The sequence below is a fragment of the Phenylobacterium sp. T106 genome (assembly GCF_057219735.1).
Genome location: NZ_JBXVWA010000003.1, coordinates 143,051 through 168,059 on the forward strand (window position 1 = coordinate 143,051; position 25,009 = coordinate 168,059).

A 25,009-nucleotide genomic window follows, 5' to 3' on the forward strand; every position below is an offset into this window, starting at 1 on the left:
CAGCGCGGCGGCCCCGGACCGGAGAGTTCCAAGGCCGCATGATCGAGTCCCCGTACTACACGCCCGAGCACGAGATCTTCCGCGCCGACGTGCGCCGGTTCCTGGACCGCGAGTGCGTTCCCAACCGGGTCGCCTGGCAGAAGGCCTGCAAGCCGCCGCGCGAGTTCTGGACCAAGGCCGGCGAGGCCGGGCTCCTGTGCCCGAAGGTCTCGCCCGAGTACGGCGGCGCCGGCGGCGACCTCTGGCACGGCTTCGTCATCATGGAGGAGCAGACGCGGGCCGCCTTCAACGAGCTGGCCTTCTACCTGCACTCCGACATCATCGCGCCCTACCTCGAGCTGTACGGCACCGAGGACCAGAAGCGGCGCTACCTGCCGAAGATGGCGTCGGGCGAGATCGTCTCGGCCATCGCCATGACCGAGCCCGGGGCCGGCTCGGACCTGCAGGGGATCCGCACCCGGGCGCGGCGCGAGGGCGACCACTACGTCCTCGACGGCCAGAAGACCTTCATCAGCAACGCCCAGAACGCCGAGCTGATCGTCGTCGCCGCCAAGACCGATCCCGACGCCGGCGCGCGCGGCGTGAGCCTGCTGCTGCTCGACACGCCCGGCGCGGAGGGCTTCACCCTGGGCCGCAACCTCAAGAAGGTGGGCAACAAGGTGCAGGACACCTCCGAGCTCTTCTTCGAGGGCGTGCGCGTGCCGGCCGAGAACCTGCTGGGCGGCGTCGAGGGGCGGGGCTTCTACCAGCTCATGCAGCGGCTCCCCGAGGAGCGGCTGATCATGGCCATGTCGGCGGTGGTGCAGATGGAATGCGCCGTCGACGAGACGGTCGCCTACGCCCGCAGCCGCGAGACGTTCGGCCGGAAGCTGGCCGACCACCAGGCGGTCCGTCACAAGCTGGCCGAGTGCAAGACGGTGGCGACCGTGGCGCGCGCCTACCTCGAGCGCTGCATCGACCTCTTCGTGGAGAACCGCTTCGACGCCCAGGCCGGCGCCATGGCCAAGTGGTGGACGACTGAGCGGTGCTGCGAGGTGATCGACGAGTGCCTGCAGCTGTTCGGCGGCTACGGCTACATGCGCGACACGCCGATCGCGCGCCGCTGGGCCGACGTGCGCCTCGGCCGCATCGCGGGCGGCACGAACGAGATCATGAAGGACCTGATCGGGCGGGCGCTATGAACACGCACCCCTCCGCGCCAGGCCTGTCGCCCGCGACGTCGCTGCCCTTCCGGGACGACCACGAGATGCTGCGCCAGACCGCGCGGCGCTTCTTCGAGACCGAGTGCGCGCCGCACCGCGAGGCATGGGACGAGGCCGGCATGGTCCCGCGCGCGATCTGGCGTCGCGCGGGCGAGCTGGGGCTGCTTTGCCCGCGCATCGACCCGGCGTACGGCGGCGCCGGCGGCGACCTGCTGCACGCCATCGTGCTCACCGAGGAACAGGTGAAGGCGGGCGTCGTGGCGCCCATGATCTCGCTGCACAACGACGTGGTGGCGCCCTACCTGGTGGCGTACGGCTCGGAGGCGCAGAAGGCCCGCGCGCTGCCGAGGATGGCCACCGGCGAGTGGCTGGGCGCCATCGCCATGACCGAGCCCTCCGCCGGCAGCGACCTGCGCGGCATGAAGACCCGCGCGCGGCGCGACGGCGACGACTACGTGATCTCGGGTCAGAAGACCTTCATCAGCCACGGCGCCACGGCGGACCTCATCGTGCTGGCCGCCCAGGCCGAGGCGGGGATCAGCCTGTTCCTCGTGGAGACGGACGGGCTGGCGGGCTTCAGCCGCGGCGCGCCGCTGGACAAGATGGGCCAGTTCTCCGCCGACACGGCCGAGATCTTCTTCGACGAGGTCCGCCTGCCCGCCTCGGCCCTGCTGGGCGGCGAGGAGGGACGCGGCTTCGCCCAGCTAGGCGAGCGGCTGGTCGAGGAGCGGCTGATGACCGGCGTGGTCGCGCAGGCCTTCATGGAGACCGCCATCGACCACACGGTCGCCTACACCCGCGAGCGCAAGGCGTTCGGCCAGCGGATCATCGACTTCCAGAACAGCCGCTTCCGACTGGCCGAGGCCCGCACCGAGGCGGTGGTCTGCCGCACCTTCCTGGAGCGGTGCGTGACGAAGTTCATGGCCGGCCGTCTCGACGCCTCGGAAGCGGCGATGCTGAAGTGGTGGTCCACCGAGCAGCAGAACCGGATCGTCGACGCCTGCGTGCAGCTGCACGGCGGCTACGGCTACATGCTCGAGTACCCCATCGCCCGCATGTGGCTCGATAGCCGGGTCGCCAAGATCTACGGCGGCGCGAACGAGATCATGAAGGACATCATCGGCAGGGCCCTATGACCCACAGTCTCGACGCCCAGGCCGATCCGGGCGGGCCGCCCGTCCGACTCACCCGCGACGGGGCGGTCGCCGTCCTCACGCTCAACCGGCCGGACTCCGCCAACACCATCGACGCGCCGCTCGCCGCCGCGTTCCGCGAGACCCTGGAGGCGCTCGACGGCGACGAGAGCGTGCGCGCCCTCTTGCTGCAGGGCGAAGGCCGGATGTTCTGCGCCGGGGGCGACCTGACCAGCTTCGCCGAGCAGGGGCTGGGCGCCGCGCGCTACGTGGAAGGCCTGATCGCCGACCTGCACGCCGGGCTGGAGCGGCTCTTCGCCTTCCACGCGCCGGTGGTGGCCGCGGTGCACGGCGCGGCCGCCGGGGCCGGGCTGGGCCTCGCCATGGCCGCGGACCTCGTCATCGCGGGCGAGAACGCGCGGTTCGTGATGGCCTACACGCGTTCGGGCCTGACGCCCGACGGCGGCACGAGCTGGGCGCTCCCGCGGCTGGTGGGCCTGCGGCGGGCGCTGGAGCTGACCTACCTGAACCCGACGCTGACCGCGGCGGAGGCGCGGGACCAGGGACTGGTCACCGAGGTCGTCCCCGACAGCGCCGTGGGCGCCCGCGCCGGCGAACTGGCCCGCGAACTCGCCGCGGGACCGACCGCCGCCTACGCTGCGGCGCGCCGCCTGCTGCGCGAGTCGATCCGGCCGGAGTACGCCGCCCACCTGCGCCGGGAAGCGGTCGGCATCGTCGAGGCCTTCTCGAGCCGCGACGGCCTCGAAGGCGTCCGCGCCTTCCAGGAGCGCCGCGCGCCGGTGTTCCATGGCCGCTGACGGCGCGGACCGCGACCTTCCGTTCTGGCGGCTGGCCGTCTACGCCCTCCCGGCGGTCCCGATGTCGTTCCTGTTCGTGCCGCTGACCGCCCTGCTGCCGGCGTTCTACGCCCAGGAGCTGGGCCTCAGCCTGAGCGTGGTCGGCGGGTTCCTGCTGGTCTCGCGGCTGTTCGACATGGTCGTGGACCCGTTCCTCGGCCGGCTCTCGGACGGGACGCGGTCGAAGTACGGCCGCCGCAAGCCCTGGATCGCCCTGGGCGCGCCGATCTGCATGGTGGGCGCGGTCCTGGTGTTCATGCCGCCCGCCCAGATCGGCGGCTGGTGGCTGCTGATGGCCACCGCGGTGATCTACTTCGGCGCCTCGATGCTGGGGCTGTCCCACGCTGCCTGGGGCGCCGAGATCGTCCAGAGCTACCACGGCCGCTCGAAGGTCGCCGGCTTCCGCGAGAGCGCCAATGTGCTGGGCATCGTCGTCGCCTCGTCCGTCCCCGCCGTCACCGCGCTGCAGGGCCACGGCATCGACCGCTACACCATGGCGGTGATGGGCTGGACGGTGGTGATCCTGACCCCCCTGACCGCCTGGGCCGCCCTGCGCTTCGTGCCCGAGCGGCTCGCGCCGCCCGAGACGCCGTCCCCGTGGCTTCCGGCGCTGAGGAGCCTGCTGCGGAACCGGCCCTTCTGCCTGCTGTGCGCGGGCTATGTGGTGCTCAACATCGGCGCGGGCATCACCAACGCCACCCTGGTCTTCTTCATCTCGCACTACCTCAAGCAGCCCGAGGTGATCGGGCCGACGCTGCTGGCGTCGTTCGGCGCGGTGCTGGCGGGCGTGCCGTTCTGGGTGGCGGTCAGCCGGCGCATCGGCAAGCACCGCGCCGCGGGCCTGTCGCTGCTGGTCGCCATCTCGCTCAGCGGCCTGCTCGCCACCCAGCTCAGGCCCGGCGACGGCTGGCTGTTCGTGGCGCTGATGGCCGTGCTGGGGATCACCAGCGCCGCGTTCCTCACCCTGCCGCTGGGCATCATGGGCGACGTCATCGACTACGACACGCTGAAGACCGGCGAGTCGCGCGGCGGCCTGTTCTTCGGCTTCTGGGCGTTCTTCTCGCAGATCTCGCCCGCCATCGCGGTCGGCGCGACGCTGCCCCTGCTGGAGGCGGCCGGCTTCCATCCCCGCGGCCCGAACGCGCCCGAGGCGCTGCAGGCCCTGCGGTACGTCTACTGTCTGGCGCCCATCCCGTTCTTCCTGTTCGGGGCCTGGATGTTCCTGACCTTCCCGCTCGATGCACGGCGTCACGGCATCGTGCGCCGCCGGCTGGACCGGCGCGCCGCGCGCCCGTCCCCGCCGGCGCAAACCGTTTCCGCACCCCCCTTGGAGGCGTCATGAACTTCGAAGACTTCCGCGGCCATGACGCCGTGGGGCTCGCCGAGCGGGTCGCGCGCCGCGACGTTAGCCCCGACGAGCTGCTGGACGCGGTCCTCGCGCGCATGGACGCGGTCAACGGCCGCCTGAACGCCGTGATCGCCACCTACGAGGCCGAGGCGCGCGCGGCCATCAAGGCCGGCCTGCCGGACGGTCCGCTGAAGGGCGTGCCCTATCCGATCAAGGACATCTCGGTGCACATGGCCGGCAAGCCCACGGGCGCCGGATCGCGGCTCTTCAGGGACCTGGTGGTCGAGAACGACAGCGCGATCGTGGCCGCGTACCGCAGGGCCGGCCTGGTGCTGTTCGGCAAGACCAACACGCCCGAGTTCGGGATCGCCACGGTGACCGAGCCGGTGGCGAACGGCGCCACGCTGAACCCCTGGAACGAGGCCGTCACGCCCGGCGGCTCCTCGGGCGGGGCGTCCGCGGCGGTGGCCGCCGGCATCGTGCCCGCCGCGCACGGCAGCGACGGCGGCGGCTCGATCCGCACGCCCGCCTCCTGCTGCGGCCTGTTCGGCCTGAAGCCGTCGCGCGGCCGGGTCTCGCTCTCGCCGGCGGGCGAGGGGTGGGGCGGCCTCTCGGTGCAGCACGCCCTGACCCGCTCGGTGCGCGACAGCGCGACCCTGCTGGACATCGCCTGCCAGCCGCAGCCCGGGGACCCCTACTGGCTGGAGCCGCCGGCGCGTCCGTTCGCGTCCGAGGTGCGGCGCGACCCCGGCCGCCTGCGGATCGGCTTCACCACCGACGCCCTGATCTGGGGCGAGCTGTTCCCGGAGAACGTGAAGGCCGTGCGCGACGCCGCCCGGCTCTGCGAGGCGCTGGGCCACCACGTGGAGGAAGCCAGGCCCGACGTCGATTTCCAGCAGATGGCCCTGCACGCCAACACCGCCGTCAGCTCGGCCACCGCGGCCAATCTCGAGAACGAGGCGGCCCGCCGCGGCGCGCCGATCCGCGAGGACGAGGTCGAGACCCTGACCTGGCAGATCTACCAGACGGGCCTGGGCTTCAGCGGCGTCCAGGTGGCCCAGGCCATCCAGCATCTGCACGCCCTCAGCCGCCGGCTCGCGGCCTTCTTCGAGCGCTACGACATCCTGCTCCTGGCCACCAACGGCAAGCCGCCGCAGCCGAAGGGCAGCATCGACATGAACGCGGCCGATCTCTCCGACTACGCCGAGCGGCTCTACAGCTTCATCCCCAACACCCAGCCGTTCAACGTCGGCGGCCAGCCGGCGATGAGCGTGCCGCTCGCCTGGACGGACGACGGCCTGCCCATCGGCGTGCAGTTCGTGGCGCGCGGCGGCGCCGAGGCGCTGCTGTTCCGCCTGGCCGGCCAGCTCGAGCGCGCCCAGCCCTGGTTCCACAAGGTTCCCGCCCTATGACGCGTCCCTCCGTCCGCATCGCCGGCGTGGGCATGACCCCCTTCGCCACCCCACGCCAGGCCCGGCCCTATACGGAGCTGGCCGCCGAGGCGGCCCGCGGCGCCCTGGCCGACTGCGGGCTGGCGTACGATCGGGTGCAGCAGGTGTTCGCCGGCTACGTCTACGGCGACTCCACCAGCGGCCAGCGCGCCGCCTACGAGGTCGGCCTCACGGGTGTCCCGGTGGTCAACGTCAACAACAACTGCTCCACGGGGTCGACGGCGCTGTTCCTGGCGCGCCAGGCGGTGGAGAGCGGCGAGGTCGACTGCGCCCTGGCGCTCGGCTTCGAGCAGATGCCGGCCGGCGCCATCGCCGAGACCTTCGAGGATCGCCCGAGCCCGCTCGAACCGTTCCTGGAGGTGGCCGACCGCCGTCACGGGGCGAGCGACGCGCCGCTCGCGCTGCGGCTCTTTGGCGGCGCCGGGCGGGACTACGCCGAAGCCTACGGCGTCGCCCCCGAGACCTTCGCCCGCGTCGCCGTCAAGGCGCGCGCCCACGCCGCGAACAACCCCAATGCGGTGTTCCGCGATCCGCTCACCGTCGAGGCGGTGATGGCGAGCCCGATGATGTTCGAGCCTGTGCTCACGCGGCTGCAGTGCTGCCCGCCCACCTGCGGGGCGGCGGCGGCCGTCGTGGTGTCGGAAGCCTTCGCCCGGCGGCATGTTCTTTCCGACGCCGTCCGCCTGCGGGCCCAGGCGATGACCACGGACCGGGCCGACAGCTTCGCCGGCGACATGACGGCGGCGGTGGGGATGGGGCTGACCCGCCGGGCCGCGGACGCCGTCTACGCCGCGGCGGGGGTCGAGCCGGCCGACATCCCGGTCGTGGAGCTGCACGACTGCTTCACCGTCAACGAGGTGCTCAGCTACGAGGCGCTTGGGCTGGCGCCCGCCGGCGGCGCCGAGCGCCTGATCGCCGATGGCGGCAACACCTACGGCGGTCGCCACGTGGTCAACCCGTCGGGCGGGCTCCTCGCCAAGGGGCACCCGCTCGGCGCGACGGGCCTGGCGCAGTGCTACGAGCTGGTCCAGCAGCTGCGCGGCCGCGCCGGCGCGCGGCAGGTGGAGGGCGCGCGGCTCGGGCTGCAGCACAACCTGGGCCTGGGCGGCGCCTGCGTCGTCACCCTCTACGAAGGCGGCGCCCCGGCCTAGCCTGGCGCCGCCGCCCCTACAACCCGCCCGCGGAGACCTGCTCGCGGCTGCGCAGGGCCGCGAGATTGGCCTCGTGGGCGGCGCGGTTGATGGGGAAGCGGGAGACGATGAACATCGCCACGATGTTGCCGCCCACGATCAGCGGCACGGCGATCAGGACCAGCTGGTTCATGATCCCCATGTCGACCGATCCCGGCAGCGCCTTCGCGGGGAAGGCGACCCAGCTCAGGAGCGCGCCGGCGACCACCGCGCCCAGGGCGGCGCCCCATTTGTCGAGCAGGCCGAACGCGCCGTAGAGCACGCCCTCCGATCGCAGGCCCGACTTGACGGCCACGTCGTCGGCGGCGTCCGCCAGCAGCGAATTGAACATCACCAGGAAGCCGATCGAGAAGGCGGTCGCGAAGAAGGCGGCGGCCACCAGCATGACCACCAGGGCGGTCGAGCCGTTGGGCGGCGTCATCCCCAGGCTCCGCGCCACGAAGGGGAGGCTGAAGCTGACCGCCCAGCCGATGTAGCAGCACATCAGGAACGGCGTCTTGCCGATGCGGGCGGAAATGCGCGGCGCGGCCCACAGCATGGCGATGGCCGCGAACGGGGAGACGAACAGCACATAGGCCATCTGCTGCGGCTTCAGCAGCCAGAAGTGCAGCGAGAAATAGGCCTGCAGGCCGAACTGCACGCCCCCGCCGAAGCCGTTGAGCAGCGTGGTGCCCATCAGGAACTGCATCGGGCGCTGCCGGACGATGAAGAGCATCTCGCCGGCGGTCTCGCGGATCGTGACCTTGCGCACCGGGGGCACGTGCAGGTGGCGGATGCGGCCGTGCGTGCTGAGGGTGGCGACGATGATCACGAAGAACATCACGGCCGCCGCGAAGAGCCCGAATTCGGCGTACCGCTCGCGGTTCAGCACGCCCAGGGGATTGGCGGCGTCCTCGCGCAGGAAGACCTGGTAGAGGATCGCGCTCATCGCGGCGGCGCCGCCGTAGATGAAGAGGTAGCGCCACGCGATCAGGGCGGTGCGTTCGTCGTAGGCGGGGGCCAGTTCCGGCGCCAGCGCCAGCGAGGGGATCTCGTAGAACGATACCGCGATCCGCACGAACAGCAGCATGCCGACCATGAAGGCCAGGAGGCCGACGGTCCCCAGGCCCTCGGGCGCGTGCCACATGGCGATGATCCCCACCGCCGCCGGGAGGGCCGAGGCGTACATGAGCAGGTGCCGGCGGCCCAGCGGCGTGCGCAGGTTGTCCGAGAAGCGGCCGATCATCGGGTCGATGACGCTGTCGACGAGGATGGTCAGGGCGAGCGCCATGCCGACCCACGCCGCCTCGAGCCCGATCACCTGGTTGAAGTAGAGCTGCAGCACCCCGCCCGACAGCACCGTGGCCGAGACGCCGTACGCCAGCGAGCCGAAGCCGTACCCGAGCCGCACGCCGAGGCTGAGCGGCGGCGCGCCCCCGGCGTGGGACTGGGCCGTCACGCGGCGCCGCCCGCGGGCCGGGCCGCGAGGAGAGCGCCGCCGAGCAGCTCCTGCAGGCGCGGCGTGGTGGGGTAGGGCTGGTGGCGGTACTGCCGGAACCCTTCGGCCAGCTCGACGCCGAAGAGCCGGCCCTGCCGGCGGGTCCAGGCCTCCATGGAGGCCCCGTGGTCGTCGATGCCGTGCTGCTTGGCGACCCAGGCCGCCTGGCTGCGGTGGCAGGCGAGCATCGCGCGCTTGACCTCGAACGCCGCGGCGACGTCGGCCCCGAACTCGGGATCGACCCGCCCGCCCGTGCGGTCGTGGCCGCCGATCGGGTCGCAGAGGTAGAGGTGCGGAATGCCCTCGAGCGGCGCGGCGTCGCCGGTGCGGTAGTTGGGGACCGGGGCGGCGAAACAGGCGTCCCGGACCAGCAGGCCGATGGCCTCGTGATCCGGGTGGTAGTCCACCGGCGAGGACGCGATCACGACGTCGGGCCGGACCTCGCGGAGCAGTTCGGTCACGCGCCGCCGGGTGGGATCGTCGCTGAAGACGCCCAGGTCGGGGAGGCCGAGGCAGCGGTAGTCCGCGCCGATCAGAGCCGCCGCCTCGGCGGCCTCGGCCATGCGGATGCGGGCCGTCTCGTGCGGCTCGTGCTCGGCGGACCCGCAGTCGCCGGCGGTGGCGGTCACGAGGGTGACGTGATGTCCGCTGCGGGCGAGCAGGGCCAGGGCGCCCGCCGCCAGCATCTCGATGTCGTCAGGGTGGGCGTGGACCGCCAGGATGCGGGCCATCCGGTCACCCGTCCCGCTTGGGAAGGTCGAGACCTTGATTGACGTGAACGCGCCAGGGGTAGTGATCGCCTTCGCCCTCGACGCCCACCGCCGACAGGTGGTTGGCGACCGCCTTGCGCCAGCCGCGCGAGACGTTGGCCGTGGTCATGTGCGGTGTCTTGGAGTGGTGGAAGGTCACGGAGCCGCGGCGGATCGGGCAGACCACCGTGCGGCTTTCGTCCGGCGAGCACATCAGAAGGTCGCTGGCCATGCCCTCCACGCGCCGATGCTCGAGGATGCCGTCCCGGTGGCCGCGGTCGATGAAGTGCATGCAGCCGTTGGTGGCGTCGACGTCCTGCAGCGGGATCCAGCAGGTGACCCCCTTGTCCTCGAGGGCGCGGCCCCAGTAGCCCTCGTCCTGGTGCCACTCGGTGGGCACGCTCTTGCCGGCCGGCTTGGCCAGGTACTGGTCGTACCAGAAGGCCATGGGCTTCCCCATCAGCGCCGACCCGAAGTCGACGAGCCACTTGCGGTAGGGCTGGTCGGCGATCTCCTTCCAGACCAGCGACGGCCAGGACTGCACGATACGGAACGAGCGGTTCTCGCGATCCTCGCTCTCGTCCCAGGCCCAGTCGAAGGCCAGGCGCTCCTTGTCGGTCAGCAGGCTCTCGCACTTGGTTTCGAGGAGGTCGAGGTCGGCCTTCGGGATGGCGTCCTCCACCACCAGCCAGCCATGCTCGGCGAAGAAATCCAGATCTCTCTGGGTCGGGGCGGGGAACGGCATGGGGGTGGTCTCGACGCTTGACCGAAGGGCTGGCAGAAAGTTAGTGGTCACTAAGTAATTGGTCAAGGACACGGATGTGAGTGAGGACTGCGCCCCGCTGGCCTACGCCGGACCGACGGCCGAGCGGGTGGCCTTTCCGCTGGGGGGACTCGGCGCGGGCATGGTCTGCCTGTCGGGCGCGGGGGCGCTGACGGCGGTGTCCGTCCGCAACGCGCCGGCGCTCTTGAACGAGCCCTTCGTGTTCGCGGCGGTGCGGTGGTCGACGGCCGCGGGGCAGGGCGCGCGCGTGCTCGAGGGCCCGACGCCGGGATGGAAGGTCACCTTCCCCTGGCCCGACTCGACGGGCACCGGACGGGGCCAGCAGGGCAAGACGTTCGGCCTCCCGCGCTTCCCGGGCGCCGCGTTCGAGGCGCGCTTCCCGTTCGCCACGCTGACCCTGGATCCCGGCGAGGGGCCGCTGGCCTGCCGGGTCGTCGGCTGGAGCCCGTTCGTGCCGGGCGACGCCGACGCCTCCAGCCTGCCGGTGGCCGGGCTGGAGTACGAGATCGAGAACCGCTCGCCGGAGCCGGCCGAGGTCATCCTCTCGTTCCACGCCCGGAACTTCATGCGCGTGGCCGGCGCGACGGCGCCCGCCGGCGTCGCCGCCTCGGGCCAAGAGGTCACGCTCTGGCAGTCCGCCGGCGACGAGCGGCCCGAGGACGAGGGCGCCTTCAGCATCGCCTGCGACGCGCCCGAGACCGTGGCCAGCGCGCGCTGGTTCCGCGGCGGCTGGTGGGACCCGGTGACCGACCTCTGGCGCGGCGTCGCCGAAGGTCGGATTCCGCCCGCGGGGGCGCACGAGGAGGGCGCGTCCAGCGACGGCGGCAGCCTCTATGTCCCGTTCGTGCTGGCGCCGGGCGAGCGCCGGCGCGTCGGCGTCCGGCTCTCGTGGTACGTCCCCAAGACGTCGCTGCGGCGCGGCGGCGGGCCGTTCGACCCGGAAGGCCGTCACGACGGGACCGAGACGCACGTCCCCTGGTACGCCGGCCGCTTCCAGAGCCGCGAGGCGCTGGCCGCGTTCTGGGCCGACAACTACGACCGGCTGCGACGGGAGTCCGAGGCGTTCGCGACGTGCCTCGCCGACCAGGTCCTGCCGCCGGAGGTGCTCGAGGCCGTCAGCGCCAACCTGACCATCCTGAAGTCGCCCACCGTGGAGCGCCAGGCCGATGGCCGGATCTTCATGTGGGAGGGCTGCGCCGACAACGAGGGCAGCTTCGAGGGCTCGTGCACCCACGTGTTCAACTACGCCCAGTCGATGGCGCACCTGTTCCCGGCCCTGGAGCGCACGCTGCGCGAGACCGAGCTCTTCGTGAACCAGGACGAGACGGGCCATCAGAACTTCCGCGCGCAGCTTCCGATCCGGCCCAACCCGCGGCGCGCGCGTCCGGCGGCCGACGGGCAGCTGGGCGGGATCGTGAAGGCCTACCGCGACTGGCGCATCAGCGGCGACGACGCGTGGCTGAGGCGTTTGTGGCCGCGCGTCGCGGCCAGCCTCGACTACGCGATCCGCACCTGGGACCCGGGTGAGGACGGCTGGCTCACCGAGCCGCACCACAACACCTACGACATCGAGTTCTGGGGCCCCGACGGGATGGCCGGGACCATCTACCTCGCCGCCCTCCGGGCCGCGGCGGAGATGGCCGAAGCGGTGGGCGCGCCGGCGGATCGCTACCGGGCGCTCTCCGAAAAGGCGACCGCGCGGCTGGAAGGCGACCTCTTCAACGGCGAGTACTTCATCCAGCAGGTCCGGTGGGACGAGCGGGCCCTCGAGGGGCGGATCTCGGCCGAGACCCGCGTCAGCATCGAGCGCGAGGGGCCGAAGTACCAGTACGCCGGGGGCTGCCTCTCGGACGGGGTCGTGGGCGAGTGGATGGCGCGGGTGTCGGGCCTGGCGACCGGCCTCGACGCCGGGAAGGTCGCTTCGCACCTTCGCGCCGTGCACCGCTACAACTTCCGGCCTTCGCTCCGCGATCACGCCAACCCGCAGCGGCCGGCCTACGCGCTGGGCGACGAGTCGGCCCTACTGCTCTGCAGCTGGCCCCACGGCGCGGCCCCGCACTTCCCGTTCGTCTACAGCGACGAGGCGTGGACGGGCATCGAGTACCAGGTCGCCGCCCACCTGATCCTGTGCGGGGAGGTCGATGCGGGGCTCGAGATCGTGCGGGCGGCCCGCTCCCGATACGACGGCCGGGTCCGCAACCCGTTCAGCGAGTTCGAGTGGGGGCACTGGTACGGGCGCGCCATGTCTTCGTGGTCGCTGCTGCAGGCGATGACCGGCCAGGACTACGACGCGCGCCGCCGGCGGCTGACCCTGGCGCCGGCCGTTCCGGGCGACGTCTCGGCCCTGCTCGCCACCGAGACCGGCTACGGGCTGGTCGGCGTGCGCGACGGCGAGCCCTTCGTCGAGGTCCGGAGCGGGCGGATCGAGGTCGACACCCTCGACTACCGGCCCTTCGCCCGCGCGTCATGATCGCCACCGAGATCCTTCCGACCGCCGACGCGATGGGCGAGAGCCTGGCGCGCGAGATCCTCGCCGGCCTGCGCGACGCCGAGGCGGCGGGGCGGACCTACGTCCTGGGCTGCCCGGCCGGCCGCACGCCGCTGCCGGTGTACGAGGCGCTGGCGCGCGGGGCGCGCGGCCTGGACCTCGGCCGGCTCCACCTGATCCTGATGGACGAGTTCCTCGTGCGGGACAGCGAGGTCTGGCGGCGCGTGCCGACGTCCGCCCACCACAGCTGCGCGGGCTTCGCCATGCGCCACGTCGTGGCGTCGCTGCCGGGACTGCCGCCGGAGAACCTCCATGTCCCGGAGCCTGACGCGCCCGCCGCCTACGACGCGCTGATCGGGGACCTGGGCGGGATCGACCTGTTCCTGCTGGCCTCCGGCGCGACGGACGGGCACGTGGCGTTCAATCCGCCGGGCACGCCCCTGGACAGCACCACGCGCATCGTCGCGCTGGCGGAGGAGACGCGGCAGGACAACCTGGCGACCTTCCCGGACTTCACGTCCCTGGAGCAGGTCCCGACCCACGGCGTGAGCATCGGTCTGGGCACCATCGCGCGCCACTCGCGGGCGGCGGCGATGATGCTGCACGGCGCGCACAAGGGGCCGGCGCTGCAGCGCCTGCGCAGCCTGGACCGGTTCAGCCCGTCGTGGCCCGCGAGCGTCGTCTACGCCTGCCGCAACCCCCGAATCCTGGTGGACGGCGCGGCGGCGGAAGCGGCGTCGGCCCCCGGCTCAAAGCCGGTTGTCAAAACACCTAGTGACCACTAAGTGTCCGTTGGACCCGGGCCTGCCCGACGCTTCTGGAGTTCCCATGCAGCAACGCAAACGACATCGGATCGCGGTCATCGGCCTGGGCATGCGGCTCGGGATGCTGCTGCGCGCCGCGCGCGCCGAGGGCTGGGACTTCGACCTCCCGGGCTACGTGGATCCCGCGCCGGTCGGCCTGCCGCTGCTGGCGGAACAGGGCATCGAGGCGGGCGCGGCCTACCCTGACGTGCCGGCGCTGCTGGCCGACGGTCCCTTCGATCTTGTGATGATCGGCTCGCCGAACCACCTCCACCTGGAGCACCTCAGGGCGAGCCTGGACCACCCGGGCATGGTCTTCATCGAGAAGCCCATCGTGCGCACCGAGGCGGAGTCGTTCGAGGCGGCGCGGCTGGTGCGCGAGCGCGGCGCCGGGCGGGTGCTGGTCGGCCTTGTCGCGCGCTCGGCGCCGATCGTCCGCACGGCCCTGGAGAGGCTCGACGACGGCGTGATCGGCGACATCATCTCCATCGACGCGACCGAGCACCTGCCGCCCGCGCACGGGGCCTACCTCGCCCGCAACTGGCGCCGCCGCGTCGAGTGGGGCGGCTCGTACATGCTGGACAAGGTCTGCCACGACTTTGACATCCTCGGCAGGATGGTCGGCGCGCGGCCGAGCCGGGTGGCCAGCTTCGGCGGCCGCCGTATCTTCACCGCCGACACCGCGAACGTGTCCCGCGACCAGGGTCCGGCGATCCTGCGCCGCCTCTCCGGCTGGAACGCGGCGCCCGACATCAGCGGGGCCGACATGGACGTCACCGATCACCAGGTCGCGATCGTGGAGTACGCCAACGGCGTGCGGCTGTCCTTCCACTCGAACACCAGCGCGGCCGCCCCCGAGCGCCGCTGGAACCTGATCGGCGCCCGCGGGGCGATCACGATCGACCTCGTCCAGAACACGATGGTGGTCACGCCGCTGGAGACGCGCGACGCCATCGAGACCTTCCGCTGGCGCGGGCCGGTCGGCGACTCCCACGGGGGCGCGGACCAGGCCATGGCGCGCGACCTCGTCGCCGCGCTGGACGGTGAACGGGCCTTCCCCGTCTCGGTGACCGACTCGCTCGTGGCCGGCCTGACGGTGATGGCGATCGACCGGGCGCTGGCCGAGAACCGCATCGTCGACTGCGCGCCGCTGTGGACCCAGCTCGACGCGGCCGAAGCGGGCCTCGCGGCGTGAGGACCACGCCGTCGCTGGTGATCGGCATCGACGCCGGCGCGACCAAGACCGCGGCCGTCTCGGGCGGGCTGGACGGCGGGGTGCTGAACCGGCTGCGGACGGACCCCAGCGCCGTCGTGGGCCTGCCCGAGGCGCGGCCGCTCGCCGTGCTGCGGCGCGTGGTGGACGAGCTCGCGCCCCACAGGGCGGCCCTCGCGCACGTCGCGATCGGGCTGAGCGGCGTCGACTTTCCCGACGAGTTCCCGGAGCAGCATCGCCGGGTCGCCGCCGCGCTCGACCTGCCGGCCGAACGGCTGCTGCTGGTCAACGACAGCGTCGTCGCGCTGGCCGGCGCTGCGACGCAGGAGCGGGCCACGCTGGTGCAGCACGGCACCGAGGTGACCATGGCCTGGCGCGCGCAGCTGGGCGGCGAGGCGGTGTTCGACAGCGTGGGCATCGCCGACTGCTTCGACGTTCGGCTGAAGGCCGTGCCGCTGGTGGCCCGCATGCTGGACGGCCGCCTGCCGGTCACGGCGCTCCGGGACCAGGTGCTGGCGCACTGCGGCGTCAGCGGCGAGGACTTCCCGCGCTGGATGATGCGCGATCCGCGGGCGAAGGAACGGGTCCTGCAGCTGGGCCCGGTGGTGTTTGCGGCCTGGCAGGCCGGCGACCCGGCGGCGGCCGGGCTCGTGGCGCGGGCGGTCGACGACTACGTCGTGGCGACGGCGGCCATGGCGGCGCGGATGGGGCCCGGGCCGTTCCAGGCCTGCTTCGGCGGCGGCACGATCGCGCAGGGCGGGGCCCCGCTGATCGCCGCCATCGCCGAGCGGCTGGCCGAGGCGCGCCCGGATGCGACGCTGGCCGCGCCGGCCGCGGCCCCCGAGGACGGCGCGCTCATCCTGGCCCGGCGGGCGGCGGCGCGGACGCAGGCCGCCTAGGGGCCGTAGGCGATGCCACAGACCGGTCCGAACCCCGGCTCAGCGCTCACGCCCGAATGCGGGCTTCCATGTGGCGGATGAAGTAGCGCATGGCGTCGGCCATCGAGATCCGCCCGTCGCTCAGCAACCACTGCAGCCGCAGGCCGTCGAGGGTCGCCAGCATCAGCACGGCCTCGGTGTGCGGGTCGAAGTCGTTGCGGTAGACGCCCGCGGCGCGCCCGGCCTCGAACGAGCGGACCAGACGGTTGCGGAACGTGTCGTAGCGCCGCCGGAAGTACTCGTTGAAGTCCGACGTCGTCTCCAGGTGCTCGGCCGACATCAGCACGTCGAGGGCCGTGAGCACCGGGTCGTCCTCGAGGACCTGGCCGAACTCCGCCCACGAGGCGATGTAGCTGGCGTCGGCCGTGTCCAGGTCGCCCGCCATGCGGGTTTCCTGCTCCTGGTCGGTCTCCTCCAGCACGGCGAGCAGGAGCGCGTTCTTGGTCGGGAAGTGGTAGAGCAGGCCGGCGTCGGTGATGCCGATCTCCTCGGCCAGCATGGCGAGGCTCGTTCCGCGGAACCCGCGCTGCGCGAAGAGCTTGCGCGCGCCCTGCAGGATCTCCGCCCGGCGCTTGCGCCCACGCTGCTGGCGCGTCCCGGGCGCGGCGACGCCTTCTGAGGTGGGGGGAGCGTCCGGGGATTCCTCGGTCATCTCGAAATCTAGCGCTGACTTCGCCTGGGATGCCAAGAGCCGGCGGCGTGGCCCGCAGGGCCTTCCATGACGTGCGTCGAGAGTGAGAGGCGATGGAGCCGCGACGGCTCCATCGCCTCGAGTGCCCGCCCGAGGGGAGGTTCGGGCGGCTTAGAATTCCACGTCCAACGAGGCGCCGATCGTGCGCACCGAGTTGAAGTTCCAGGACTGCAGGATCGCCAGGGCGTCGGCGGTCACGTGCGACAGGAAGCTCGGCACGTGCTTGTCCGCGCAGTTCTTGCAGAAGACCGACACGCGGTAGCGCTCGTTGAACCGGTAGGTGAGGCTGGCCCCGAAGATGTCCACGTCGCCGAGCTTCGTCCCCGGGTCGCCGTTGGGGGAGAAGTTGACGCCGGAGCGGTGGAACCAGTTGCCCTCGACCGTCAGCGTGTTGGCGCCCACCGGGATGTCGTAGAGCGCCTGCAGGGTGGTCGTGAACTTGGGCGCATTGGCCGGCGCGAGGCCCTTCGCCTGGAACTGCCCGGCGACACAGCCCTGGGCGGCCGTCTGGCCCGGGTAGCAGGTGGTCACGAAGTCCGTGAACTCGGTGTCGATCAGGCTCGCGCCGAAATTGATCGTCAGGAACTCGGTCGGACGCGCGACCGCGTCGATCTCGACGCCCTGTGACCGCACGCCCCCGGCGTTGGCCAGGCGGAAGAGCGCCGCGACCGGATCGTAGGTCTGGGTCTGGAAGTCGCTGAACTTGTTGTAGAAGCCCGCGACGTTCAACCGCAGCCGGCCGTCGAGCACGGTCGAGCGCACCCCGCCCTCGACGGCCTTCACCGTCTCGGGGGCGATGTAGGGATTGAAGGCCGTGGAGCCCAGGTTCTGCGGATAGGCCGGACCCTTGTAGCCGGTGGCGTAGGTCAGGTAGCCCATCACGTCCGGGGTGAACTGATACTGCCCGCCCACCTTGTAGCTGAGGTCCGTGTGGGACTCGGCGAAGCGGAAGTTGCCCCGCGGACCGTAGAGGCCGGGGCCGTTCACGTAGGTTCCGAAGTCCTGCGCGATGCGCACCTTCACCTTGTCGCGGGTCACGCGGGCGCCGGCGATGAGCGTCAGCGCTTCGGTGACGTGGAAGTTGACCTGGCCGAAGGCGGCTGCGCTGTCGACCGTGTTGCGCGAGTCGAAGTCGCCGCCGAAGAAATTGGGGATGCCCGAGCCGAAGTTCGCGAACAGCTGCGTGTGGCCGTTGTTGACCGAGCCGAAGTAGTACAGGCCCACCTGGCCGTCGATGCGATCGTAGTCGAACGCGAGCCTGAGCTCCTCGGTGAACTGGCGGTTGTTCGAGCCGTTCCGGTTGGTGTTGAAGAGGTTGTTGGTCGAGTAGTCGGTGTCCAGGTTGAGCTGCAGGTCGTAGCGCCGCCACGCCGTGATGCTCGAGAGCGTCAGCTCGGGCGACAGCTCGTGCGACACGCTGAGCGAGACGCCGTAGGTGTCGACGCTGCGGAAGTTGCCCGACGCGGAGTCGATCCCGTAGCGGAGGTTCTCGGGCCCCGGCGTCGCGCCGATGCGGTTGAGCGCGGCGGCGTACGTGCCGGCGCCCAGGGTGCGCAGCGTGCGGTCCCAGATCCCCCCGACCCCACGCTCGCGGCTGTAGTCGGCGACCGCGTAGAGGCTGGTGGCGTCGGACGGCTCCCACAGGTACTTCACCCGGCCGGCGACCCGCTTCTGGGTCTGGTCGATGTGCGAACCCGCCGGCGCCGTCACGATGGCCTTGGCGATCGGGTCCTGATGCGACCCCAGCACGTTGATGCGCAGCGCGGCGTTCTCGCCGACCGGCAGGTTGAGCGTGCCGCGCACGACCGCGCCGAAGTCGCCGCCGTCGGCCGTGTCGCGGTTGGCGTACTCCAGTCCGAGCGCGCCGCTGGTCTCGCGCAGGCGGGGCCGGTTGGTGACGACGCTGAGGAGACCCGCCGAGGCGTTGCGGCCGAACAGCAGGCCCTGGGGCCCGCGCAGGACCTCGATCCGCGCGATGTCGTTGAAGACCCCGTTGCTCTGGAACAGCGGCACGCCCAGGGAGACGTCGTCCACCATCACGCCCACGCTGGAGTCGACCGTCGGAAGGAAGATGTTGCTGCCGATGCCGCGCAGCGAGAAGGCGTTGTCGGTGGTGGTCTGGAAGCTGGGCGCCACCAGTTGGATCTGGTTGAGGTCGTTGAGCTTGCGGCTCTGCAGCTCCTCGCCGCCGACGGCGGTCACCGCCACGGGCACCTGCTGAAGATTCTGTTCGAGACGCTGGGCGGTGACCACCACCTCGCTCACCGTGGCTCCGCGCGCCGCGGCGTCCTGCGCCGCCGCAGGCGATGCCGCCGCGCCGACGACCGCCGCCCCGATCAGAAGCGCCAGTTTCCTGCTCATCTTTCGTCCCTCCCGGCCCCGTGCCGACATCCCGTTCCACGCGAGGCGCGGCCGGATCGGCGGCGCGCCTGTCGAACCCGTTCCGGCCGACTCCGCGGCCTTTCAGAAATCCCTAGAGACCACTAGGTAAATCGTCTGACGAAAAAATCTAGTGTCCACTAACATTTTTGCGATGAGGGCTGCGCAGCGCCGCTCGTCGGGGCTCGGCCGAAGCCCGGCCGAGACCGGCGCGCAATTGGAATGTCAGGTAAGCGCCTGGACGGCCGCGGGGCCTGCAGTGGACGCCAGCGCCCCGTCGAAGGCGTCCGACGCGATCTCCCACAGCCGCTCGGCGTCGGACCAGCGGTCGGACTCCTCGCGCAGTTCGCCGTCGGGGCCGGTCGCCAGGCGGGCGTAGTACAGCGGCGCGCGGCGGCCCTGCCACATGACGGCGGCGGGCAGGAGTTCCGCGGCGAAGGGCAGGACGTCGCCGGGCGCGGCGCCCTGGAGGAAGCCCAGGCAGCACTGGCGCCACATCTGCCGGAAGTGCCGGATGGCCTCGCGCTGCGGGTCGACGGACATCCCCACCTGGAAGCAGCCCGGATCGCCGATCCGGCCGTGGATCATCCGGATGCGTTCGAAGACGGGGCCGAGGCGGGCCAGCTTGGCGTCGAAGTCGCCGTAGGTCATCTCCAGCCCCGTGTACCAGTGGCTGAGGTCGGCGGTGAAGCGCACCTCCGGGAACCGCTCGACGAGCGACAGCGTGCGCCGCATGTCCTGCGCCAGCGTGGCCCGGTGCGTTTCGAGGTGCATCGGATGCCCGTGACGCGCGGCGGCCTCCAGCATGGCGCCCAGCAGGCGGTCGGCGTCGGCGTCGGTCTCCAGGCCGTCGCCGAGGTGGATGGTCGTGGCGTCCAGGCCCAGCTCGGCGCCCCGGCGCGCGATCGGCTCCGCGTCGGCGGGCGACAGGATGCGGCCCATGCCCGTGGCCCGGAACCCGGCCGCCAGGTAGGGCGACGGATCTCGCGCCTGCACGCCCTCGACGTTCGCCGCCCTGAGCGCGGCGATCACCTCGTCCGGCTGCGGCCCGGGCCCGACGGACCAGGCGGGCAGCTCGAGGAACGTCACGTAGTTCATGTCCTTGCGGAGCCGGGGCGCGGCGGCCCCGCCGTCGTTCAGCCGGTCGGGCGCGCTCATGGGCCGGCTCCCGCGGGCGCCATCACAGCAGGCCGCGGCGGGCCAGCGAACGCATCAGCGCCCGGGCGCCGAACCGCCACGGCGGCGCCTGGTCGCTGGTGGTCACCACGTTGGACAGCGCGCCCAGCTTCGCGGCGCGGATGACGACCCGGTCGCCTTCCTTGTGCGTGAAGCCGCCGCCGGGCGTGTCGCGGTCCTCGGTCGGCGCGAACAGGGTGCCCAGGAACAGCATGAAGCCGTCCGGATACTGGTGCTCCGGGCCGCAGGTCTGGCGCACGAGCTCCAGGGGATCGCGGCTGATCCGGCGCATGGAGCTGGACCCGCGCAGGACATAGCCGTCCTGGCCCGTCACCGTCAGCTGAAGCTCTGCGGCCCGCACGTCGTCCAGCGAGAATGTCCGGTCAAAGAGCCGCACGAAGGGGCCGATGGCGCAGGACGCGTTGTTGTCCTTGGCCTTCGACAGCAAGAGCGCGCTGCGCCCTTCGATGTCGCGCAGGTTGACGTCGTTGCCCAACGCCGCGCCCACGACGGCCCCGGCGGAAGAGCAGGCCAGCACCACCTCCGGCTCGGGGTTGTTCCACTGCGACGTGGGATGCAGGCCGACCTGGGCGCCCGCGCCGACGGCCGACATCGGCTGGGCCTTGGTGAAGATCTCGGCGTCCGGGCCGATGCCGACCTCCAGGTACTGCGACCACAGGCCATTGGCGATCAGGGTGGCCTTGAGCCGTGCGGCGGCCGGGGAGCCGGGCGCTACGTTCGCGATCTCGTCGCCCAGCGCCTCGGCCAGGTCGGCGCGCAGGGCGGCCGCCGCCCGGGCGTCGCCGCCGGCCCGCTCCTCGATCACGCGCTCCAGCAGGCTGTGGGCGAAGGTCACGCCGGCCGCCTTGATCGCCTGCAGGTCGCAGGGCGCGAGCAGCGCGGGACGGCCGTCGAACGTGGCCGAGAGCGCGTCGGTGAGGCTGCCCAGCCGCACCCCCGGGGTCGCGGCGACCTGGGCCGCGGGATCGGGCATCTCGAACAGATCGCTGAGCGTCAGCGCCAGCGCGGAGAGGTCGAAGAGCCCGTCGTCGCGCACCGCCACCGGGCGGGGCCCCGGCGCATCGCCGTCCATCCAGATGCGGCCGACCAGCGTGCCGGCGCAGCCGTCGTCAGGGAGGATGTCCTCGGCGCGGATCAAGGCTGAACCCCATAGAACGCCTGCGCCGTCCCGCCCATGATCGCGGCGCGGTCGGCCTCGGGGAGGTCGGACAGCAGGATCTCGGTGGCCTCGGCCCAGCGGCCGTAGTCCGCGGCGCGGTTCACCACCGGCCAGTCGCTGCCCCACATCAGGCGCGACGGGCCGAACGCCTCCAGCAGCGTCTCGGCGTAGGGCCGCAGGTCGGCGACGGTCCAGTCGGGCCGCGCCTCGGTGACGAGGCCGGAAAGCTTGCACACGGCGTGCGTCTCGCGCGCCAGCGCGTGCATCGCCTGGGCCCATGCGGCGTGCTCGCACCCGGCGATGTCGGGCTTTGCGCCGTGGTCGACCACGACCGGCAGGTCGGGATTCCGCTCGAGGAAGCGTCTCAGCGCAGGCAGGTGCCGGGGCTTCACGAGCGCGTCGAAGGTGAGCCCCGCCTCGGCCATGGCCGCGAAGGACGGGGCCAGTCCGGGGCGCAGCAGCCATTCGTCGTCGGGGAGGTCCTGCAGCATCGGCCGGAGGCCCAGCGCCCCGGGGCGGGCGGCGAACGCGCGGACGGCCCGGGGGGCGTCGGGCGCCTCCAGGTCGATCCAGCCCACCACGCCGGCCACGAACGGCGTCCGGCCGGCGAGGTCGAGCAGGAAGTCCGTCTCGGCGGCGGTCGGCGCCGCCTGCACCAGGATCGTGCGGTCCACGCCGGACGCCGTCAGGTGCTGGGCGAGGTCGCACGGCAGGTAGTCGCGGTAGATCGGCTCGAGGCGGGGCGTCAGCCATCCGTAGTCCCCGCGCGAGATGCGCCAGAAGTGCTGATGCGCGTCGATCCGGATCATGGCCGGATCACGCCCTTGACCAGGATGAGGTTGCCGTAGAGCCGGGACTCGCCCGTGGCGACGATGGCGAAGGCGCGCCGCGCGCGGGCGTAGAACTCATGCCGGTCCAGCGGCTGGGGCGGGCCGGCCTGGCCTGCCTCCGCCACGATCTCGGCGAAGCGCCGCACCACCTCGGGCGCCGGCTCGGAGGGGTCCACGGGCGCCATGGTGAAGGCCGCGCACGGCTGGAAGTCGTCGAGCGGGAGCACGCTGAGGATGGCCTCGGCCATGTCGGTGGCGGGATGGCCGTCGGCGCGGCACAGGCGGGCCGCCAGGGCGGCCGCGGGGAAGTTCGCGTCGACGATCGCGATCTCGTCGCCGTGCCCCATGCTGCGGAGCGCCGCCAGCAGGTCGGGGCCGAGCCGGGGGTCGAGGCCCTTCAGCATGCGGACGCCTCAGGGACCCGCGCGGCCTCGCTCAGGAGCCCGGCGGCCTTCAGTTCGGCCCACAGGGCGGCAGGGACCGGGGCTGTCACGGCGCGGACGTTGCGCGCGACCTCCTGGGGCGTGCGCGCGCCCGCCACCACGCACACGACGGCCGGGTGGGTCAGCGGAAACTGCAGCGCCGCCTGGGCGAGCGGGGTCCCATGGCGCAGGCAGATCTCCTCCAGCTCGGCGGCCCGGGCCAGGATTCCGGGCGGCGCCGGCGCGTAGTCGAAGTACGCCCCGGGCCTTGGTCCGGTCGCGAGGATTCCGCTGTTGAAGGCGCCGCCTATAACCACGCCGACGCCGCGGGCGGCGCAGTCGGGCAGCAGGTCGTCGGCCGCCGACTGGTCCAGCAGGCTGTAGCGGCCGGCCAGGAGGAACAGGTCGGGATCGGCGTCCGCCAGCAGCCGTCGGCAGGGGGCGATGCTGTTCACCCCGGCCCCGATCGCCGCCACCGCGCCGGAGGCCCGCAGCTCGTCGAGGGCGCGCCAGCCGCCGTCGTGAAGCAGCTCGCGCATCCGGATTTCCGCGAGCGCCTCCGAGCCATGGGCGGCCGCCTCGATGTCGTGGACGTAGAGCACGTCGACGCGATGGCGTCCCAGCCGCGCGAGGCTCTCCTCGAACGACCGCAGGACGCCGTCATAGGTGTAGGAGAAGCGGATGCGCGCGGGCGAGTCCGCGAGGTAGATGTCGCGCGTCGCCTCGCCGGCGGCGCAGGGCTCGAGCAGGCGGCCGACCTTGGTCGACACGATCATGTCGTCCGGCCCGCGGGCCAGCACGCGCCCCACCCGCCGCTCGGAGAGGCCGCGTCCGTACAGCGGCGCCGTGTCGACGTAGCGGACGCCCGCGTCCAGGGCGGCTTCCACGGTGGCCTCGGCCTCGGAGTCGGACATCACGCGATGCATGTTGCCGATCGGGGCGGCCCCGAAGCCGAGGACGGTGAAGTCCAGGACCCGCCCGCTGCGCAGCGGAAGGCTGCGCCGCGGCTGCGCCGTGGCCACGCCGTCGCTTCGCGTGTGGATCGTAGACGGCGGGTCGAAGGTCGGCATATGCTGACATGTTAGCGGCGGCGCTCATGCCGTCAATCTGCGAAACTCCGGAGCGATTTCGCGGAATAGAAATTTTACCGGCGAGGGCGACGCGTTGGAGACTCGACACCACACGGCGGATGCGGCGGTGGTCCGGCTTCACCCCGGCGACAACGTCGTCATCGCCGCGCGCCGCATCGCGTCGGGGGTGGCGATCCCGTCGGAAGGCGTCGCGACGTCCGGACCGATCCCGGGCGGCCACAAGCTGGCGGCGCGCCCGATCCGGCAGGGCGAGGCGGTTCTGAAGTACGGCCAGGTCATCGGGGTCGCCGTCTCGGACATCGCCGCGGGCGCCCACGTGCACAGCCACAACCTCGCCGCCAGCGATCTGCGGCGCGTCGCCCCGCCCACGCCGGCGCTGTCGGGCCCGGGCGGCGCGCGGACCTTCCAGGGATTCCGCCGCGCCAACGGCAAGGTCGGCGTGCGCAACTACATCGGCGTCCTGACGTCGGTGAACTGCTCGGCGACCGTGTCGCGGCTGCTGGCCGAGCGCGCGACCCAGAGCGGCCTCCTGGCGGACCACCCGACCATCGACGGGATCGTGCCGATCGCCCACACGTCCGGCTGCGGCATGGCGGGATCGGGCGAGGGCTTCGAGATCCTGCGGCGCACGCTGTGGGGCGCGGCGGCGAACCCCAATTTCGGCGCCGTCCTGCTGGTCGGGCTGGGCTGCGAAGTCCTCCAGGTCGGCGTGTTCATCCGCGACTACGGCCTGGCGCAGAACCCGGCCTTCCAGTCCTACACGATCCAGGACGCCGGCGGGACGCGCCGGGCGGTGGAGCAGGGGCTGGAGCGCCTGGCGGATCTGATCCCCCTCGCCGCTGCGGCGACCCGTTCGGAATGCCCGGCCGGCGAGCTCGTGGTGGGGCTGCAGTGCGGCGGCTCGGACGCCTGGTCGGGGGTCACGTCGAACCCGGCGCTGGGCAATGCGGTGGATCGCCTGGTGGCGCTGGGCGGGACGGCGATCCTGTCCGAGACGCCCGAGGTCTACGGCGCCGAGCACCTGCTGTACGCGCGGGCGCGGGACCCCGAAGTGGCGGAGCGCCTGAAAGCCCGGATCGCCTGGTGGAAGGACTACACGGCGCGACACGGCGTCGAGCTGGACAACAATCCGTCGCCCGGCAACAAGGCCGGCGGGCTGACGACCATCCTCGAGAAGTCGCTGGGGGCGGTGGCCAAGTCGGGCACGGCGCCGCTGAACGACGTGATCGAGTACGCCCAGCCGCTGAGCGGGCGCGGCCTGGTGTTCATGGACAGTCCCGGCTTCGATCCCTGCTCGGCCACGGGGCAGGTGGCCTCCGGGGCCACCCTCATCGCTTTCACCACGGGCCGCGGGTCCGCGTTCGGCTGCAAGCCGTCGCCGTCGATCAAGCTGTCGTCCAACACCGACGTCTACGAGCGCATGCGCGAGGACATCGATCTGGATTGCGGCGCGATCGCCACCCAGCAGGCTACCGTGGCCGAGAAAGGCGCCGAGATCCTCGACCTGATGCTGCGCGTGGCGTCCGGCGAGCCGACGGCCAGCGAGAGCCTCGGCTATGGCGCGGCTGAGTTCGTGCCCTGGCAGATCGGCGCAACGCTCTAGGAGG

The 25,009-nt window shown here is 72.3% G+C and carries 21 protein-coding genes; 11 read left to right on the forward strand and 10 right to left on the reverse strand.

Annotation, left to right across the window (positions count from 1 at the left end):
* Window positions 1-38: 38 nt before the first annotated feature.
* The 6 genes from AC2D8W_RS08355 to AC2D8W_RS08380 are packed head-to-tail and all read left to right on the forward strand — an operon-like array spanning window position 39 to window position 7,142.
* Window positions 39-1,181 (forward strand): acyl-CoA dehydrogenase family protein, encoded by a 1,143-nt coding sequence (locus AC2D8W_RS08355; RefSeq protein ID WP_484671160.1) that lies wholly within the window; start codon window positions 39-41, stop codon window positions 1,179-1,181.
* Window positions 1,178-2,338 carry an acyl-CoA dehydrogenase family protein gene (locus tag AC2D8W_RS08360; RefSeq protein ID WP_293482476.1) on the forward strand — a complete coding sequence of 387 codons (1,161 nt, stop codon included), beginning with the start codon at window positions 1,178-1,180 and terminating at the stop codon, window positions 2,336-2,338. The genes AC2D8W_RS08355 and AC2D8W_RS08360 overlap by 4 nt, the downstream gene beginning before the upstream one ends.
* The gene (locus tag AC2D8W_RS08365; protein ID WP_484671161.1) at window positions 2,335-3,153 is read left to right on the forward strand and encodes an enoyl-CoA hydratase/isomerase family protein; all 819 of its coding nucleotides are present in this window, start codon (window positions 2,335-2,337) and stop codon (window positions 3,151-3,153) included. The genes AC2D8W_RS08360 and AC2D8W_RS08365 overlap by 4 nt, the downstream gene beginning before the upstream one ends.
* Window positions 3,143-4,534: an MFS transporter gene (locus tag AC2D8W_RS08370; RefSeq protein ID WP_484671162.1), complete on the forward strand. Its 1,392-nt coding sequence runs from the start codon at window positions 3,143-3,145 to the stop codon at window positions 4,532-4,534. Before AC2D8W_RS08365 ends, AC2D8W_RS08370 begins: the two co-directional genes overlap by 11 nt.
* Entirely contained in the window at window positions 4,531-5,952 is a 1,422-nt protein-coding gene (locus AC2D8W_RS08375) for an amidase (RefSeq protein ID WP_484671163.1), read from the forward strand. Before AC2D8W_RS08370 ends, AC2D8W_RS08375 begins: the two co-directional genes overlap by 4 nt.
* Window positions 5,949-7,142, forward strand: a complete 1,194-nt coding sequence (locus tag AC2D8W_RS08380; RefSeq protein WP_484671164.1) for a thiolase C-terminal domain-containing protein — start codon at window positions 5,949-5,951, stop codon at window positions 7,140-7,142. The genes AC2D8W_RS08375 and AC2D8W_RS08380 overlap by 4 nt, the downstream gene beginning before the upstream one ends.
* Before the next feature lie 16 nt (window positions 7,143-7,158).
* Here AC2D8W_RS08380 and AC2D8W_RS08385 read toward each other — a convergent pair whose 3' ends face one another.
* The 3 genes from AC2D8W_RS08385 to AC2D8W_RS08395 are packed head-to-tail and all read right to left on the reverse strand — an operon-like array spanning window position 7,159 to window position 10,152.
* Entirely contained in the window at window positions 7,159-8,619 is a 1,461-nt protein-coding gene (locus AC2D8W_RS08385; RefSeq protein ID WP_484671165.1) for an MFS transporter, read from the reverse strand.
* Window positions 8,616-9,389, reverse strand: coding sequence for a PIG-L deacetylase family protein (locus tag AC2D8W_RS08390; protein ID WP_484671166.1), 774 nt, complete (start codon window positions 9,387-9,389; stop codon window positions 8,616-8,618). The genes AC2D8W_RS08385 and AC2D8W_RS08390 overlap by 4 nt, the downstream gene beginning before the upstream one ends.
* Before the next feature lie 4 nt (window positions 9,390-9,393).
* Window positions 9,394-10,152: a phytanoyl-CoA dioxygenase family protein gene (locus tag AC2D8W_RS08395; protein WP_484671167.1), complete on the reverse strand. Its 759-nt coding sequence runs from the start codon at window positions 10,150-10,152 to the stop codon at window positions 9,394-9,396.
* A 76-nt stretch (window positions 10,153-10,228) separates the two neighbouring features.
* Between AC2D8W_RS08395 and AC2D8W_RS08400 the strand changes: the two genes are divergently transcribed.
* Genes AC2D8W_RS08400 through AC2D8W_RS08415 form a run of 4 tightly spaced genes read left to right on the forward strand, consistent with a single transcriptional unit; the run spans window position 10,229 to window position 15,594 of the window.
* Window positions 10,229-12,661, forward strand: coding sequence for a GH116 family glycosyl hydrolase (locus AC2D8W_RS08400; RefSeq protein ID WP_484671168.1), 2,433 nt, complete (start codon window positions 10,229-10,231; stop codon window positions 12,659-12,661).
* Window positions 12,658-13,464 (forward strand): 6-phosphogluconolactonase, encoded by an 807-nt coding sequence (locus tag AC2D8W_RS08405; protein WP_484671169.1) that lies wholly within the window; start codon window positions 12,658-12,660, stop codon window positions 13,462-13,464. Before AC2D8W_RS08400 ends, AC2D8W_RS08405 begins: the two co-directional genes overlap by 4 nt.
* Window positions 13,465-13,507: 43 nt before the next feature.
* Window positions 13,508-14,677, forward strand: coding sequence for a Gfo/Idh/MocA family protein (locus tag AC2D8W_RS08410; protein ID WP_484671170.1), 1,170 nt, complete (start codon window positions 13,508-13,510; stop codon window positions 14,675-14,677).
* A complete protein-coding gene (locus AC2D8W_RS08415) occupies window positions 14,674-15,594 on the forward strand; it encodes a hypothetical protein (RefSeq protein ID WP_484671171.1) in 921 nt (306 codons plus the stop codon). Before AC2D8W_RS08410 ends, AC2D8W_RS08415 begins: the two co-directional genes overlap by 4 nt.
* 46 nt (window positions 15,595-15,640) lie before the next feature.
* Here the strand turns inward: AC2D8W_RS08415 and AC2D8W_RS08420 are convergent, their stop codons facing one another.
* From AC2D8W_RS08420 to AC2D8W_RS08450, 7 genes are all read right to left on the reverse strand, one after another.
* Complete coding sequence (locus tag AC2D8W_RS08420; RefSeq protein ID WP_484671172.1) at window positions 15,641-16,285, reverse strand: TetR/AcrR family transcriptional regulator; 645 nt, start codon at window positions 16,283-16,285, stop codon at window positions 15,641-15,643.
* Between the two features lie 150 nt (window positions 16,286-16,435).
* Entirely contained in the window at window positions 16,436-18,685 is a 2,250-nt protein-coding gene (locus tag AC2D8W_RS08425; protein WP_484671173.1) for a TonB-dependent receptor, read from the reverse strand.
* A gap of 243 nt (window positions 18,686-18,928) precedes the next feature.
* Window positions 18,929-19,861 (reverse strand): sugar phosphate isomerase/epimerase family protein, encoded by a 933-nt coding sequence (locus AC2D8W_RS08430; protein ID WP_484671174.1) that lies wholly within the window; start codon window positions 19,859-19,861, stop codon window positions 18,929-18,931.
* Window positions 19,862-19,883: 22 nt separating this feature from the next.
* A complete protein-coding gene (locus AC2D8W_RS08435; RefSeq protein WP_484671448.1) occupies window positions 19,884-21,035 on the reverse strand; it encodes a fumarylacetoacetate hydrolase family protein in 1,152 nt (383 codons plus the stop codon).
* Window positions 21,035-21,868, reverse strand: a complete 834-nt coding sequence (locus AC2D8W_RS08440) for an amidohydrolase family protein (protein ID WP_484671175.1) — start codon at window positions 21,866-21,868, stop codon at window positions 21,035-21,037. Before AC2D8W_RS08440 ends, AC2D8W_RS08435 begins: the two co-directional genes overlap by 1 nt.
* On the reverse strand, window positions 21,865-22,293 hold the full coding sequence (locus AC2D8W_RS08445; RefSeq protein WP_484671176.1) for an RbsD/FucU family protein: 429 nt from the start codon (window positions 22,291-22,293) through the stop codon (window positions 21,865-21,867). Before AC2D8W_RS08445 ends, AC2D8W_RS08440 begins: the two co-directional genes overlap by 4 nt.
* A complete protein-coding gene (locus AC2D8W_RS08450; protein WP_484671177.1) occupies window positions 22,287-23,381 on the reverse strand; it encodes an aldo/keto reductase in 1,095 nt (364 codons plus the stop codon). Before AC2D8W_RS08450 ends, AC2D8W_RS08445 begins: the two co-directional genes overlap by 7 nt.
* A gap of 94 nt (window positions 23,382-23,475) precedes the next feature.
* Here AC2D8W_RS08450 and AC2D8W_RS08455 point away from each other — a divergent pair, with 94 nt between their 5' ends.
* Window positions 23,476-25,005 carry a UxaA family hydrolase gene (locus AC2D8W_RS08455; protein WP_484671178.1) on the forward strand — a complete coding sequence of 510 codons (1,530 nt, stop codon included), beginning with the start codon at window positions 23,476-23,478 and terminating at the stop codon, window positions 25,003-25,005.
* Window positions 25,006-25,009 lie beyond the last annotated feature (4 nt).

What these genes read in the sequence shown, in the direction of transcription:
- AC2D8W_RS08420 (WP_484671172.1), bottom strand. Translation starts at nt 16,285, where the DNA reads ATGACCGAGGAATCCCCGGACGCTCCCCCCACCTCAGAAGGCGTCGCC.
- AC2D8W_RS08440 (WP_484671175.1), bottom strand. Translation starts at nt 21,868, where the DNA reads ATGATCCGGATCGACGCGCATCAGCACTTCTGGCGCATCTCGCGCGGG.
- AC2D8W_RS08410 (WP_484671170.1), top strand. Translation starts at nt 13,508, where the DNA reads ATGCAGCAACGCAAACGACATCGGATCGCGGTCATCGGCCTGGGCATG.
- AC2D8W_RS08445 (WP_484671176.1), bottom strand. Translation starts at nt 22,293, where the DNA reads ATGCTGAAGGGCCTCGACCCCCGGCTCGGCCCCGACCTGCTGGCGGCG.
- AC2D8W_RS08395 (WP_484671167.1), bottom strand. Translation starts at nt 10,152, where the DNA reads ATGCCGTTCCCCGCCCCGACCCAGAGAGATCTGGATTTCTTCGCCGAG.
- AC2D8W_RS08365 (WP_484671161.1), top strand. Translation starts at nt 2,335, where the DNA reads ATGACCCACAGTCTCGACGCCCAGGCCGATCCGGGCGGGCCGCCCGTC.
- AC2D8W_RS08380 (WP_484671164.1), top strand. Translation starts at nt 5,949, where the DNA reads ATGACGCGTCCCTCCGTCCGCATCGCCGGCGTGGGCATGACCCCCTTC.
- AC2D8W_RS08355 (WP_484671160.1), top strand. Translation starts at nt 39, where the DNA reads ATGATCGAGTCCCCGTACTACACGCCCGAGCACGAGATCTTCCGCGCC.
- AC2D8W_RS08390 (WP_484671166.1), bottom strand. Translation starts at nt 9,389, where the DNA reads ATGGCCCGCATCCTGGCGGTCCACGCCCACCCTGACGACATCGAGATG.
- AC2D8W_RS08370 (WP_484671162.1), top strand. Translation starts at nt 3,143, where the DNA reads ATGGCCGCTGACGGCGCGGACCGCGACCTTCCGTTCTGGCGGCTGGCC.
- AC2D8W_RS08375 (WP_484671163.1), top strand. Translation starts at nt 4,531, where the DNA reads ATGAACTTCGAAGACTTCCGCGGCCATGACGCCGTGGGGCTCGCCGAG.
- AC2D8W_RS08360 (WP_293482476.1), top strand. Translation starts at nt 1,178, where the DNA reads ATGAACACGCACCCCTCCGCGCCAGGCCTGTCGCCCGCGACGTCGCTG.
- AC2D8W_RS08450 (WP_484671177.1), bottom strand. Translation starts at nt 23,381, where the DNA reads ATGCCGACCTTCGACCCGCCGTCTACGATCCACACGCGAAGCGACGGC.
- AC2D8W_RS08425 (WP_484671173.1), bottom strand. Translation starts at nt 18,685, where the DNA reads ATGAGCAGGAAACTGGCGCTTCTGATCGGGGCGGCGGTCGTCGGCGCG.
- AC2D8W_RS08405 (WP_484671169.1), top strand. Translation starts at nt 12,658, where the DNA reads ATGATCGCCACCGAGATCCTTCCGACCGCCGACGCGATGGGCGAGAGC.
- AC2D8W_RS08430 (WP_484671174.1), bottom strand. Translation starts at nt 19,861, where the DNA reads ATGAGCGCGCCCGACCGGCTGAACGACGGCGGGGCCGCCGCGCCCCGG.